At 38.2% G+C, this 14,384-nt stretch carries 16 protein-coding genes; 7 read left to right on the forward strand and 9 right to left on the reverse strand.

Annotated features, from left to right (window positions below):
- The first annotated feature begins 49 nt into the window (after positions 1 to 49).
- A complete protein-coding gene (locus ACOMCU_RS13525; protein ID WP_230491835.1) occupies positions 50 to 358 on the forward strand; it encodes a DUF4183 domain-containing protein in 309 nt (102 codons plus the stop codon).
- 30 nt (positions 359 to 388) lie between these two features.
- A complete protein-coding gene (locus ACOMCU_RS13530) occupies positions 389 to 709 on the forward strand; it encodes a DUF4183 domain-containing protein (protein ID WP_010858967.1) in 321 nt (106 codons plus the stop codon).
- A 727-nt stretch (positions 710 to 1,436) separates the two neighbouring features.
- Here the strand turns inward: ACOMCU_RS13530 and ACOMCU_RS13535 are convergent.
- The 4 genes from ACOMCU_RS13535 to ACOMCU_RS13550 form a co-directional block, all read right to left on the reverse strand.
- Entirely contained in the window at positions 1,437 to 2,810 is a 1,374-nt protein-coding gene (locus tag ACOMCU_RS13535; RefSeq protein WP_421050488.1) for a GntP family permease, read from the reverse strand.
- 66 nt (positions 2,811 to 2,876) lie between these two features.
- Complete coding sequence (pdxA, locus tag ACOMCU_RS13540; protein WP_421050489.1) at positions 2,877 to 3,893, reverse strand: 4-hydroxythreonine-4-phosphate dehydrogenase PdxA; 1,017 nt, start codon at positions 3,891 to 3,893, stop codon at positions 2,877 to 2,879.
- A complete protein-coding gene (locus ACOMCU_RS13545) occupies positions 3,890 to 5,194 on the reverse strand; it encodes a four-carbon acid sugar kinase family protein (RefSeq protein ID WP_421050490.1) in 1,305 nt (434 codons plus the stop codon). Before ACOMCU_RS13545 ends, pdxA begins: the two co-directional genes overlap by 4 nt.
- Complete coding sequence (locus tag ACOMCU_RS13550) at positions 5,194 to 5,955, reverse strand: DeoR/GlpR family DNA-binding transcription regulator (protein ID WP_421050491.1); 762 nt, start codon at positions 5,953 to 5,955, stop codon at positions 5,194 to 5,196. Before ACOMCU_RS13550 ends, ACOMCU_RS13545 begins: the two co-directional genes overlap by 1 nt.
- Positions 5,956 to 6,306: 351 nt before the next feature.
- On the opposite strand from ACOMCU_RS13550, the gene ACOMCU_RS13555 reads away from it, so the two are divergent.
- On the forward strand, positions 6,307 to 6,792 hold the full coding sequence (locus ACOMCU_RS13555; RefSeq protein WP_421050492.1) for an NUDIX hydrolase: 486 nt from the start codon (positions 6,307 to 6,309) through the stop codon (positions 6,790 to 6,792).
- A 609-nt stretch (positions 6,793 to 7,401) separates the two neighbouring features.
- Here the strand turns inward: ACOMCU_RS13555 and ACOMCU_RS13560 are convergent.
- Genes ACOMCU_RS13560 through ACOMCU_RS13580 form a run of 5 tightly spaced genes read right to left on the reverse strand, consistent with a single transcriptional unit; the run spans position 7,402 to position 10,554 of the window.
- Positions 7,402 to 8,139, reverse strand: a complete 738-nt coding sequence (locus ACOMCU_RS13560) for a 5-oxoprolinase subunit PxpA (RefSeq protein WP_421050493.1) — start codon at positions 8,137 to 8,139, stop codon at positions 7,402 to 7,404.
- A gap of 2 nt (positions 8,140 to 8,141) precedes the next feature.
- On the reverse strand, positions 8,142 to 9,014 hold the full coding sequence (locus tag ACOMCU_RS13565) for a biotin-dependent carboxyltransferase family protein (RefSeq protein ID WP_421050494.1): 873 nt from the start codon (positions 9,012 to 9,014) through the stop codon (positions 8,142 to 8,144).
- A 3-nt stretch (positions 9,015 to 9,017) separates the two neighbouring features.
- Complete coding sequence (gene pxpB / locus ACOMCU_RS13570; protein WP_421050518.1) at positions 9,018 to 9,704, reverse strand: 5-oxoprolinase subunit PxpB; 687 nt, start codon at positions 9,702 to 9,704, stop codon at positions 9,018 to 9,020.
- Positions 9,697 to 10,311 (reverse strand): pyroglutamyl-peptidase I, encoded by a 615-nt coding sequence (locus ACOMCU_RS13575; RefSeq protein WP_010858963.1) that lies wholly within the window; start codon positions 10,309 to 10,311, stop codon positions 9,697 to 9,699. Before ACOMCU_RS13575 ends, pxpB begins: the two co-directional genes overlap by 8 nt.
- 9 nt (positions 10,312 to 10,320) lie before the next feature.
- Entirely contained in the window at positions 10,321 to 10,554 is a 234-nt protein-coding gene (locus ACOMCU_RS13580; RefSeq protein WP_010858962.1) for a hypothetical protein, read from the reverse strand.
- 470 nt (positions 10,555 to 11,024) lie between these two features.
- Between ACOMCU_RS13580 and ACOMCU_RS13585 the strand changes: the two genes are divergently transcribed.
- The 4 genes from ACOMCU_RS13585 to ACOMCU_RS13600 all read left to right on the forward strand — a co-directional run bounded on the left by ACOMCU_RS13585 (position 11,025) and on the right by ACOMCU_RS13600 (position 14,361).
- Positions 11,025 to 11,486, forward strand: a complete 462-nt coding sequence (locus tag ACOMCU_RS13585; RefSeq protein ID WP_010858960.1) for a chemotaxis protein CheX — start codon at positions 11,025 to 11,027, stop codon at positions 11,484 to 11,486.
- Positions 11,487 to 11,928: 442 nt separating this feature from the next.
- Entirely contained in the window at positions 11,929 to 12,051 is a 123-nt protein-coding gene (locus ACOMCU_RS13590) for a hypothetical protein (RefSeq protein WP_010858959.1), read from the forward strand.
- Between the two features lie 170 nt (positions 12,052 to 12,221).
- Positions 12,222 to 12,716, forward strand: a complete 495-nt coding sequence (locus tag ACOMCU_RS13595; RefSeq protein WP_010858958.1) for a cytochrome c oxidase (b(o/a)3-type) chain II — start codon at positions 12,222 to 12,224, stop codon at positions 12,714 to 12,716.
- A complete protein-coding gene (locus ACOMCU_RS13600; protein WP_010858957.1) occupies positions 12,700 to 14,361 on the forward strand; it encodes a b(o/a)3-type cytochrome-c oxidase subunit 1 in 1,662 nt (553 codons plus the stop codon). The genes ACOMCU_RS13595 and ACOMCU_RS13600 overlap by 17 nt, the downstream gene beginning before the upstream one ends.
- The last annotated feature ends 23 nt before the right edge of the window (positions 14,362 to 14,384 follow it).

The following is a 14,384-nucleotide window of genomic DNA, read 5'->3' on the forward strand; positions in this document are numbered from 1 at the left end:
GCAGCGGATAAAGGCGGCGAACTCTGCATGCATAAGCACCCCTCCCCCAGTGAATAACGCTGAAGGAAATATCATCCCCACAGTAAATCGATATTTTTATCTTCCAGTGGCAGATATTGATTTAACGAATGGCGTAACCATTCCTGCGAATTTATTTTACGGTGATGATGGCAACCAAGTGACTGAATTTATGATTTTCCGCCCAAATGGCTACGTTAATCTTTACATCAACGCTGTCATGCAAGAAGGTGGAATTTACACAGTAACGGCAAATTCCTTAACATTAAATCCTTATGCTACAACCATTTATGCAGGAACTCCGATTATCGTGGAGTCACTCGGATTCACAACTACATGACGTGCAACCACTATGAAAGGAGGTGAAAAAATGCCACTTTCCATTATTAATATTAATGTCAATGTGACTGGGTCTTCGACAAGGTTTTTTAATATATTAGCAACAACTTTAACAGTCGCTGACGGTACCACTATCCCTGCTACTGCCTTCCTAAATGATAGTGGAGTTGCTGCAACTACCTTTCCTATCGTAACGAATGGTTACTATAATTTTTATGTAAATGGTGTCTTACAAGAGGGGGATTCGTATACAATTTCTGCAAGCGAGTTAACCTTTAACACGGTTACAGGCCTTATTTCTGCTGGAACGCCATTAGTTGTAGAGGCTGTAGAGTTCGTGACGACAACTTAACATGCAAGAACATTAGGGTTTAGTTATGCGGATTGATAACAATCATATAAAGAAACCACTAAGCTTCTTGCACATTGTGAGCAGAATGAACGATTCACACAAATCAAACATGAGGAACTTTAACGTCCAGAAGGTAACCTTGGTTTCCTACAAATGGATAGATAACGGAAATTAATTGCTGCCTCTAGAATTATATTCGCAACAAAAGTGTGAGTGGAACGTAGCGATTGAAGTAGGAAAAGTTGGTCAGTGACCAAAGGACTGTCCCGATATAAAAGACAAAAGGTAAAGCATTCATCCAACCAGTTGTCGGTATTGTACCGGCGACCGGTTGTTTAGTTTCGCTTATATTCAAATATAGTTATAATACTTTTAATAAACTTTGATAGTTTGTTCTACGATTGCCGTTGTAGTATTTCTTTTGCTGAACGATACGATTAAATGGGGATATTATCAGCATGCGTACCTTTACGGGATATGCTCATGATTATGCCCTTTTTTTCGATATCTTTTGATTTCGATAAGATATGTACACTGAACCTTGATTACTGTGCAGTGTGCATCCCTCAGATAAACAAACACTGAGTGTATCTGCTTCGAGCTTTTGTAAAGGTACGCTTGTTTTAAAATTACGTTTTATAAATTTGCAACGGCATAGAAAGGTTTTCCGGTTTTTATTTTCGTTTATTTACTTTCACTCGACACAGCCATGCTGTGTTACTGTTATTTATAGAATAATATCTGTAACTAAAATCATAACCAACGATACTAGCCAAGCTAAAGTTGTTGGTACAGACCATACCATAATTTGCTCTTTCGTGTCTGTAATTCCAAGCGAACGATTTACAACCCAGAATAATGTATCGCTAAAGTATGAGAACACCATAGCACCTAATGCAGCAGCTTGTGCAGCTAATACCATGTTAACATCTGGAATAGCCATTAAAATTGGTGCTGAAATTGAAGCGGCTGTAATCATAGCAACAGTACCACTTCCTTGAATTAAGCGAACAAGTGAAGCGATAATGAATGGAATTAAGACAGCTGGCAGTGGAAGAGAGGCTACTGAAGTACCGATATAATCGCCTGCACCACTTTCACGTAATACGAAACCAAACGCTCCTCCCGCACCAGTAATTAATAATATAACCCCAGCACTATTCATACCTTCTTCTAAACGACCTAATACTTCTTTACGATTCCAGTGACTAGCTAATGTATAAATCGAAGCAATTACCGCTAAACCAACTGCAATAATTGGTTGACCTAAGAAGATTAAATAGTCAAAAATGCCACCAGTGATTTTAAAAGCTGATAACGTTGTATTTAAGAAAATTAAAACGATTGGTAATAGGATTGGAAAAATCGAACGGAACAATGATGGTAATTCTTTATTACGTTCATCGGATAATTTAACAAAATCTTGATACGTATATTCTTCGTCTTGTCGAATCCAATCCGTACCATCTTCGTTTGGAATTTGATTGATGCGCTTACCAAGCCATTTCCCATAGAAAATCCCGACAAGCATAATCGGTACAGCAAAAATTAATCCATAAATAATCATTTGTCCAACATCGACATTGAAAATCCCTGCAACCCCTAATGGACCAGGTGTAGGGGGAACCGCATGGTGCGTTGCCGCTGCACCAATTGCTAATGGAATGCCGATAGCTACTACAGATTTACCAGTGTTTCGTGCGACAGATTTAATTAATGGTGTTAAAATAATAAATGTAGAATCTACGAAGATTGGGATTGCCACGATGTAGCCCGCCAAAGCCATCGCCCATTCTTCTTTTTTTCTACCAACAAAACGAATCAATTCATAAGCTAATCGTTCTGCTGCTCCTGATACTTCTAATATACGTCCCATCATTACGCCAAAACCAATAACGATACCTATTGAACCTAGCGTACTACCAAATCCACTAACTATCGCATCTGAAACAGCTTTTGGTGCCATGCCGCCAATAATTCCAGTAATTGCTGCAGAAATAATTAATGCTAAAAAGACATGAATCTTTGTCTTCACAACAAGAAATACTAATAAGATTACTCCAATAATAAGCCCTAGTAAAATCGTTGTTTCTGTTGTCATTTTGTAACCCCTTTCATTTTTGTGTAAGAAAAAAGAGGAAAAGTATATTCCCTCATTTATCTCTAATCAAAGTGATTCTCTTGTAAATTTCGGTGCATATTCAGCAGCAAGTTTGATACATTCATACATACTTACTTCCGAAGCTATATTTTTCCAAGCAATATCAAATGCTGTTCCGTGATCTACAGATGTACGTAAAAACGGTAAGCCATTTGTAATTGAAATTGTACGGTGGAAGTCCGTCATTTTTGCAGCGATATGTCCTTGGTCGTGATATAAAGACAGAACAGCATCATAGCGACCATTTAGTGCTTGATAAAAAACAGAGTCTGCCGGAACAGGTCCAACGGCATCGATACCAGCAGCGACTGCTAATTCAATGCCTGGTTTGATTTCTTCTACTTCCTCCATCCCGAATAACCCCCCTTCACCAGCATGTGGGTTTAAGCCCGCTACTGCAAATTTACGACTTTCAACACCTAAACGTGCTAATGCTTTGTCACAACGCACTAAGTAATCGTATACACGTTCTTTTGTCATTTGTTTAATCGCATCCGCAACAGATAAATGGCGTGTTAAGAAGAAAATACGCATCCCCTTTACTTGAAACATTGTTAATGGATCTTTGGATTGTGCTAAGTCTTCAAGCATTTCTGTATGCCCGATATACTGCACTTTTCCAGCTTTTAATGATTCTTTATTAATCGGTGTCGTTGCTAAAGCTTTCACCTCACCATTCATTGCTAGTTCTACTGATTTTTTAATAAATTCAAAGGATGCCCTACCATTTTGAGCAGATACTTGACCTGGTTCAAATGCATCCAAATCGACGTTTGCTAAATCGATGATATCAATTGTACCGAATTTATATTTACCATCTAATGGTGTGACTACAACATTGACTGACAATTGTACGCCCGTTACGTCGATGGCTTTTTGAATAATTCCTGCATCACCGACTACTAACGGCTTGCACATTGTATAAATTTCCTCCTTCGCTAAAGATTTCACAGTAATTTCTGGCCCAATCCCGGCTGCATCGCCCATTGGAATAGCGATAATTTCTCTAATAGTGGTTGTCATATTGCTACTCGACCTTCTTCCTTTTTATTTATTAAATATTTAATGCACTCATCAATCGAATGCTTGTCACCAACTGTTCCGCCTTTTGTTACGACAGGGATCCCATCGAATGTACCCCCGATAAATCGCCCAAATGCTGCCCGTGGTAGCACTTCGTCATATAGTTGAATTGCTTCGGCACCACTAATTGCACAAATCGCAGCTGTAACGTCACCTCCGCTTGAAAACGAACCGCTAATACTAGATTTAGCATGTTGTACAACTTGATTTGTCACCATAGCTAAGCCCTCTGTTATACGTTTTGCTAATATTTCTTCTGGGACATTTTGTTCTTTTGCAAGCGTATATAAATCTAGCTTTTCTGTACGTGGTGAATATGTTGTAATCATTAATACATCTTCACTTAGTAACTTTTCAAACGCTTCCGCTGTAGCACGTGCAATTTCCTCGTCCCAGCTAGATGAAACGGAGGCCAGTTGTCGAGGATTTACGTAAACTGGTTTGGCATTGCGTTTATCAATTACGTATTGTAACTGGCAACCTGTTAATGAGGTAATACTCCCTACTGTTACGATAATTTTATTATTTTTAACAGATTGTGCCGTCTTGGCATAGCCATATGCCGCTGTTAGAGGACCAGGGTCGACTGGCATTAACTCGAAATTTTTAATAGACGCCATTGCCTCAGCAATTACATCAATATCTTCATTCGATATGGCATCTATAACGATAATTCGACTGCCTCCTTCGATATGTTGTGCTAGTTGTTCACGTAATGCTAGTTGTCCTTGTAACACACATGATAATGTTATATGGGTAACTCTATGATGGCTTTGCTTTTGTAAAATAGACGGTACATGTGAATCCGTAATTGGATTCATCGGATCTTTTGCGACATCCGTTTTTTCAACAGGAATCCCATCTACTAATAAATAACCACCTGTTACGGAACGACCAGAGTCGGGGTACGTCACAATAACAATAGCAATTCGATTTGCTTTAATATCTAATAATGCATCAATCTCACTACCCAAATTCCCACGCATAGTACTATCAATACGTTTAGCAATAACATCTGCTCCCCACATATCTAGCTGCTTTTGAACATGTAGTACGCGCTGCGCAGCCATTTGTGGTTGCACATAACGACTATCCGTATCGAAACATAATGCATTAAGCGAGCTGTTTTTAGGAATCTCCCCACCGAATACTACAGTTGCACTACGAAAAGCCTTTTTTGTTAAACACACACCTGTTGCATTTGCCCCTGTTAGATCATCTGCAATTACGCCGATTTTCATTAACTCACATCCTCTATGAATATTGAATATTCCTTGTAAAGCTCTTTGATATCATCTGGCAAAAGATGATCCGTAATAATTCCTGTTACGCTGTCTACTTTAGCAATTTTTGCAAACGCTTTCTTTTCGAACTTACTAGAATCGACTACCAGATAAACTGATTCAGAAGCGTCAATAACACGCTTTTTCAAAGAAGCCTTTTCAAAGGTTGTCGACATGATTCCTAAATTTACATGTACTGCATGCGCACCTATAAAAGCGATATCTAAATGAATATTGCGCAACATTTCATCAGCTGCTACACCGAACACAGCGCCTACATTTTTTTGAACAATGCCACCGAGTAATACTAATTCGTGCTCACTATCCATCAATTCAGCAGCAATTATAATATCGTTTGTTACAATCGTTAGGGGTTGCCTTGATTTTAACTGGCGTGCAATTTCTAAATTGGTTGTGCCAGAATCTAAAAAAACTTTCATGTCTTCTTTAACAAGTGATACTGCTTTTTCTGCAATTTCTATTTTTTGTGAACGTGCTTCAGATAGTTTTTGATTGTAACTTACTTCTGTCATAATAGTTTGACCATGTGTTGCACCGCCGTGTGTTCGTATAAGCTTTTTATGTTTTTCAAGTTCATCTAAATCCCGACGAATTGTCATGGCAGACACACCAAGCATCTCTACTAATTCTAAAATTTCTACCCTGCCTTTTTTCTGAATTTCATCTATAATTTTTTTCTTTCTTTTTAAAGGTGTCATATTATTTTCCCTTTCTGTACCCAAAAATCATTTGTTCACTTTGAACAAATTATGCACTTTTCTGATAATTAAGTCAATAACTTTTTGTTTACTTTGAACATCAAAATGTTAGATTTTATCATTCATTGACTTCATGATTGCTTTTAATTCCCTCTATGGGTGGGTTGTGTGACTATTTTTTTATTTACATTTCTTTTAACTAGAGTAAAAATTAATGCAGAGCTAGACGAAATTATCGATAATGCATTATTAGTTTGTAAAGCGAATAAGTAAAGACAGGTTAATGGCTGGAATCCACCACATTCAGATGTTTGATTTTTTTCGCTTTGCTAAACAAAAGGAGGAATGGAATTGGTAGAATTTACGATTTGTTTTCTTAAGAAGGGCGAACAAATATTATTGCTAAATAGGGATTTTCCTGAATGGATGGGGGCTTGGAATGGTGTGGGTGGAAAGATTGAAAAAAACGAAACGCCACTAGCTGGTGCTTTGCGAGAAATTAAGGAAGAAACGGGCATCGTACTGAAGGATATTACATGCAAAGGAAAAATAACATGGACTGATGGACTCACCAATTTTGGCTGTATGTATGCCTTTATTGCAGAGTTGCCAGAGTCCTATCATTATGTGACACCGATTAAAGTCGCAGAAGGCATTCTCGATTGGAAAGAACTATCATGGATTTTTCATCCTCAAAATGTAGGAATAGCGGATTTAAAATATTACTTACCGAAAATGCTGGATGAAACAAGCAACTATGAATACATATTTACATATAAAGAAAGTATATTGATTGACGTTACAACTACTCCATTAGAACAACTATTTACTGTATAGATATAACAATGCATCGGCCCATAAATCAGGAAAGGCGCTAAACAAGTGGTACGTGATTTAGCAGGCATTCCGATTGATATATCCAATCTCTCTGAGTGGGTTTGTGCCCGCCAAATTTTGAATGATATCACTTGCGTTGGTAAATTAAGTTGAATATTAAATTTCATTTGGGAAGAGAAGGAAATAGAAATTAGTGAGATGGTCGGCATCCGGAGTAGCGCTACAGAGATTTTACGAGCTAAGCATAAAAAGAGAAGGCATTTAAAGACTTAGTCCAAGATCACAAGTGACTGTCAGCCTTTAAATACCTTCAATTTACCTAAATATATCCAAATATAACCATATTGTAAATCTAAAGTTGACAGCTATGAACGCATAAGTCTACGCAGGCTTTAACTGTGTACCAATAAATAACAAAATAGAAGACCCTTAGCGTAGGTCCCGCCCATAATCAACGGATTAAATGACATGGTGCGTGCAGTAAAAGTCGACTGTTCTTTAACTTTTTCCTCACAAGGTCTTTTTAGCGCTCCAACCAGTTTGGATTACTTGCTACATGTATAAGTATAGCTGTCATTTCCTTTAATAATTTTTTAAGCCTACCGTTTTCTAATTTCCTGTTTGACCATTCAGCCCATGTATTTTTTTTGCATAGGCGAGTGCATGTGGGCCATCTCCGTGTATACACAGTGTTTGGGCGGAGATTTTGATTTTTTTTTGCTGCACAGACATTACCTCATTTGCCGTGAAAATACCTTTGACGTGTACAAGCATTTCCTCCTCTGTCTGAATGAGCGCATTTGGTTCAAGTCTACTCACTAATGTACCGTCATCATTATAATTGCGATCTGCAAAAGCCTCCTCGTAAACAAGTAATCCTTGTTCTTTTGCAATAGTGGCCATTTTACTGCCGGACAAGCAATATAAAATATATGCAGGGTTTACGTCAAATACCGCCTTCACAATTGCTTTTGCCTTTTCGATATCATTGGCACTTTGATTGTAGAGCGCCCCGTGCGGCTTGACATGATGTAGTGTTCCATTTTCTACAGTGACAAAAGCTTGTAATGCTCCTATTTGATAAACAACCATATTGTAAATTTCCTCTGCACTAAACTCCCTATTACGGCGACCAAATCCCTCGAGATCCGGATAGCCGGGGTGTGCGCCAATATGGACATTTTTTCGTATGGCATTTCTTACCGTACGATGCATAATTGTATGATTACCAGCATGATAGCCGCATGCGATATTAATGGACGTCACATAATCTAAAATCGCTTCATCATTGCCCCTTATAAAAGAATCGTTGCTTTCACCCATATCACAATTTATATCAAATGGCATACCTATCCCTCCATTAGTGCAAATTTCACGGTGTTAAACACACGCATTTGGGCAATTTTATGTAAATCATCTTCATGAACTGTTGCAATTATTGGATAGCCACCAACCGTTTGTGCATCTGCCATTAATACAATTGGTTCCCCATTTTGTGGCACTTGTATTGTCCCAAATTGTGTCGCCTCTGACAGGATATCTTTCTTTTCCTTCAGCTGCAGTACAGAACCTTTCAAATAATAGCCCATCCGATTTCCACCTGTAAATTGGAATGAACCCTGCAATAATTGTTGTTGACTCTCTTCTGTAAATAAATCAAAATGAGGTCCTTTAAAAACGCTTACTGTAATGGCGTTTTTAAAGGTTGGGCGAAATGGTGCATATAGGCCCCTTGTAAATGGCATTGACTCAGATGACTCAGTTCCTTGCCCATACAAAATGCTACCTCTCCTTACTATTTCGCCTATACTTCCTAAGGGAAAACACGAACTACTGGCAAGTATTTGCGCTGTTTGAAATCCGCCTTTAGGCGTTAGATAAACGATCGAGCCAGCACTGACATTTTTTATCGTTAATTTATCTCCCTGTGCTAATTGAAAAGACTTCCACATTTCAACAGGAGTATCATTCACGCAACATTCACTTTTTGCACCTGTTAATACATAAGTGCCCACATTTAAAGCCTCAAATTCAAACCCACCAATAAACAATTCACATGAAGTTTGGTTTTTGTCGTTATTTAAAATATACTGTGCTGCTTGGAATGACACTTTATCCATAGGTCCAGATAGAGGAATACCGTATGCCCGATAGCCGTATCTCCCTTGGTCTTGCAAGCTCCCATATACCCCTTGCTTTTTCACCATAAGAAGTGGCTTCAATTGCTACACTCCTTTGCTTTTTATTTCTATAAACTCCTGCTTTGTTATTTCATAAAACCGTACTTGATCCCCAAGAGAAAATAAAAAGCTCTTTTGCTCATGTACATCAAATAAAGTAAATGGCGTTTTGCCAATAATATTCCAACCACCAGGTGAATCGAGCGGATAAATCCCTGTCTGTGAACCACCTATGCCGACTGAGCTTGCAGATACTGATTTTCTTGGTTTCTTCAAACGTGGTACAAACAATTGTTCATGTAGATCACCCAAATAAGGAAATCCCGGTAAGAATCCAATTAAATACACAAGGTATGCCTTAGACATGTGCAGTGCTTTTACCTCTTCATACGATAAGCACGTAGAATCCATAACACGTTGCATATCTAAGGCAAATTCTTCATCATAGCAAATTGGAATTTGTAAATGACGACTTGCTACGTCTTCGTCTGTTGTGGACATTTGCATAACAAGCCATTGCTTTTGTAAAACTTTCATATCAATTTTCTGATTTATATACGCCGTAACTGTGTGATAGCTAGCAACCGTTTCAACTAGCTTGTGCTGTAGATTTTTTTTCAGAAACCGATCAAATTTTTGAACTATTTGAAAATTCTCTTGGGATATGTCCTCATTAAATGCAAAACGAACTGTGTATTGGCTAATCCACATTGTATGAGGAAAATCAATCATTTGCAGCACAAATTGTCTCCTTGATACAGATCTCGATACTAGTGATTAAATCTTGAATATTCCATCCTGGTATTTTGCCATGCTGAATGGCCAAATCAAATGAAGCAGGAATATGAATAAATCCAGCAAGAACGCCTTCATTTTGCTTTGCGTAACGAAGCCCTTCATACATAATATTATTACATAAATAGGTACCTGCTGTATTTGAAATTTCGGCAGGATATCCTTCATTGTGTAAACGGTTCACCATATTACGGATAGGCAAATTCGTTAGATAGGCATCGACTCCACCGTCATGAATGCTTTCGTCCACTGGTGTATAACCATTATTATCAGCCTCACCATCTTTAACATTAATCGCAATTCGTTCTGGTGTAATCTTAAAACGCCCTCCAGCTAATCCTAATGAAATGATGATTTGGGGCTCAATATCAGCTATATATTGTTTCAACTGCTGGGCAGATTGCTGAAAATCTACAGACAATATGCCTCCAGTAATCTCATAATCATCCATTACCGTTCCATCCAACGCTTCTACAATTTGCATTGTTGGATTCATTGTATAGTCAAGAAATGGCACAAACCCTGTTAATAATATTTTTGTCATTTTATTCACCTAGATTTCTATTGGACGTTGTTTGATCATCCGCCCATTTTGATTTTGTTTATTGACTGGTGTCGAGACAGCCGCCTCGATAATTGCCTGATTGAATAACATATGAGCCTGAATACATGAATTTAATTTCTCATCATACACAATTTCGTCTGTCACTTCTGATATTATATCAAGTGCCACCCATTGGGGGTAACGTAAAATACTTACAGATGAGTAAGTTAGTGTCGCTTCCATCTCTCGGTACTTATACATTGCCAAGTGCAAAAATATACGGGATTGGTCGTTATACCGATAGTGTTACGAAGGAGATTCAGGCCAAAAACCACAAAAAAAGAGTATGACTCAAAAGAAACTTTGTGTCATACTCACCTTTATTAAAATAATTATCTTATATCGCAATAGCTAAAATGTAAACTTTACTATTTTAAATGTGCAGTCGCCTGTTTCATGACGTATTTCCCCACACCAATATAAATAGCCACTGCTGCACCAATGAATACGAATGTCATTGTTGACCGCTCCTTTTCACCTGAAATCAGGACTAAAGAATTACTCCGAAGTAAGTTGTAATTTTAATTGATTGACTATGAAAATCATTCTCACTAATATAATATAAATTTCATCCAATTTCGTCAAGACATACTTTCATCTTACCCTTTCAACATGGTAAGATGTAGAAAAGTCGGAAAAAGGATGCGGTAATGATGAGTAATTCGAAGTACTTTCAAACTATTTTAAACGGGACAATCCATGCGTTAAAATCGATACTACCTATGGACATCCAGGTGAAATCGCCAAGTATTATTTCTGAACCCTTTCAACAGCAACAAATGGGCGTATTAATTGGGCTCATTGGAGATTTAAAGGGCCGTGTTATCATTGATTCCTCACCTGAAATATTTAGTGGCATTGGCAACACCATGTTTGGTATGCCGCTTGAAGGAGAAATGTTAGAATCCTTTACAGGTGAGTTTGGAAACATGATTGCAGGTAATTTATGTACGACTGTCGGACAACAAAATATTGAAATTGATATTACACCACCGACTGTCATGGTTGGGAACACGAAATTATATGGCTTTGAAAAAGCCTTTGTACTCCCTGTTACGATTCCAGACATTGGTGCACTAACAGTTCTATTAACAATTGAAGAAGATGAAGAATAAACTAGACTCTTGTGTCGCAAATGATATATCTTATGCCTTAGCATCAAGCGTTTATGAATAAGTTTCGGTATTCGCATAATTAAGAGGGCTGTCCTAAAGTGATAAATTCATCACTTAGGGACAGTCCTCTTTCTTTGTTTAAGGTTTTTGCTGAACGAACATTTCGTATGTATCGCCACAAAGCAATCGTTTAAGTGATGTACTAGGTCTCAATGCTCACTGCGTTGGTCGATCGTCTATAAAAGAAACTTTGATAGGAAATCTACTAAAATGCCTTTCTACCTATTCAGAAAATGACTACTTTTATTCCCCTTCTTCATACATTTCACATTTTTTTCACACTTTGCCCTCGAATGTGTGATTTTTTTCACATCAAAACGACACGAATTTCTATATGATGACATTAAGAAAGTCCACTATGAAAGCGTAGGAGGGAGCAACAATGGCCAATAAAAAGAAATCAGAAGATAATCTAAAAGGTTCACTCTATGCAGTGTTCGGAGTCGGCATCATTATTATTTTACTATGGGTGTACTGCTTCAATTTATTTATCGATCGTTTTTAATTTAACGCAGTAACCTACTTTTATCATTCTTGTTAAGTATGACAAAAGTAGTTGACGTGCGTTAATTCGGTGAAGATTTACCAATGTGTTTTTGCCCATAAGCATAGCTGCAGCGGGTTAAGCATTTTCAGCAAGTTGTAATTGATTTAAGAAAGAAGGGACAGAGATATATGCACTTACATAAGTATGAGAAATATTGGCTAGTGTTTGGAGTCACTACTTTAGTGGCATTCCTCGTTATTCTCGGCATTGGTGCATTCCATCAAGGCTCACATCCGAACAACGGTAAAAAAACACTGGATTACGAGAAAGCAAAAGAAATTGCGCCATTCGATAACCCTGGCGTCCATAAAGTGGAGGGGAAGGATTGGGATTATGAAGTTGTTGTTTTAGCTTCTGCATTCTATTACAATCCCCCTGAAATCGAAGTGCCGCTTGGAGCAAAAGTGAAATTCATCGGTACAAGTGAAGATGTCATACACGGCTTTGAGATTGCCGGCACAAATATTAACATGATGCTTGAGCCTGGTTATATTTCTGAATATGTTACAGAAGTAAATAAAGTAGGCGAGTTTTTAATCGTATGTAATGAGTACTGTGGTACAGGACATACGATGATGCACTCTATGCTAAAGGTGGTGGATCCAAATGAGTCTCACGAATAATTTGACAAAGGTGGATCGTCGTGATGCGAAGCTCGCGATGGCGCATATTTATGTCGCATTTATCGCATTATTATTAGGTGGTCTTGCAGGTTTATTACAAGTGTTTGTCCGTTCTGGTCAATTCACGTTACCAGCAGGTATTGGTTATTATCAAGTTTTAACAGTACATGGTATCTTACTCGGTCTTATTTTAACAACGTACTTTATTTTCGGTTTCCAAATTGCCAGTGTAAGCCGTACTTCTGGTACATTCTCAGCTTTTCAACGTCGTCTTGGTTGGATTGGTTTCTGGCTAATGACGATTGGTACAGCAGCTGCAGCAACAATGGTTTTACTAAATAAAGCAACCGTTCTATATACTTTCTATGCCCCACTCCAAGCACACTGGATTTTCTATTTAGGCTTAACTTTAGTCGTTGTAGGTTCTTGGGTTGGCGGTGCAGGTCAAATTTTACGCTATACGCAATGGCGTAAAGAAAACAAAGGAAGCGGTCAACCGAGCCCATTACTATCATTTATGGTTGTCATTAACAACCTTATGTGGTTCGTTGCAACGCTAGGTGTAGCGGTTTCTGTCCTATTCCAGTTACTGCCTTGGTCATTAGGTTTCATCGAACGGGTTGATGTTGCCTTATCTCGAACATTATTCTGGTATTTCGGGCATGCCCTCGTATACTTCTGGTTATTACCAGCTTATATGGTGTGGTATACGATGATTCCAAAAATAATTGGCGGGAAAATTTTCTCGGATTCTCTAGCTAGACTAGCATTTATTCTTTTCTTACTATTCTCTGTACCAGTTGGGATTCATCACCAATTAACAGAACCTGGTATTGATGCTACATGGAAATTCATTCAAGTTATTTTAACATTTGCCGTCATCGTACCGTCCCTCATGACAGCCTTCTCTATGTTCGCAATGTTTGAATTACGCGGTCGTGAATTAGGTGGTAAAGGTCTATTCGGTTGGTTCAAAAAGTTACCGTGGACTGATGTACGTTTCTTTGTACCATTTATCGGTATGGTATCGTTTATTCCTGGTGGTGCTGGCGGGATCGTCAATGCATCCTATCAAATGAACCAATTAATCCATAACACCATTTGGGTAACTGGACATTTCCATTTAACAATTGCTACGGCTGTCGTATTAACTTACTTCGGTGCTGCGTTCTGGTTAATTCCGCATTTAACAGGTCGTACGCTAACAAAATCTTTAAACAATCTTGGTAATTTCGCTGGGATTTTATGGGCAGTTGGTATGACCATTATGTCTTCTGCTATGCATATCGCAGGTCTTATCGGTGCACCCCGTCGCTCAGATTACTCTGAGTATGGTGGCGCTCAACAAGCATATGATTGGATTCCTTATCAAATTGCGCAAGCAGTTGGTGGTACCATTCTATTCATTGCCATTCTAGTAATCATGTATATCGTTGTAAAACTAGCTTGGTTCGCTCCAAAAGGTGAAGAAGAATTCCCAGTGAGTGAAGTACATGAACACAGTGGCCATACACCTGCCATTTTAGAAAACTTCAAACTATGGATCGTTATTTTAGTGGCATTAATTTTATTTGCATACACCGTTCCAATAATTGATATTATTTCGAATGCACCTCCTGGTTCAAAAGGCTATAAGCTTTGGTAACACATGCATCTTCATTTAAAAAA

Source organism: Lysinibacillus sp. UGB7, assembly GCF_049058285.1.
GTDB classification, from domain to species: domain Bacteria; phylum Bacillota; class Bacilli; order Bacillales_A; family Planococcaceae; genus Lysinibacillus; species Lysinibacillus sphaericus_B.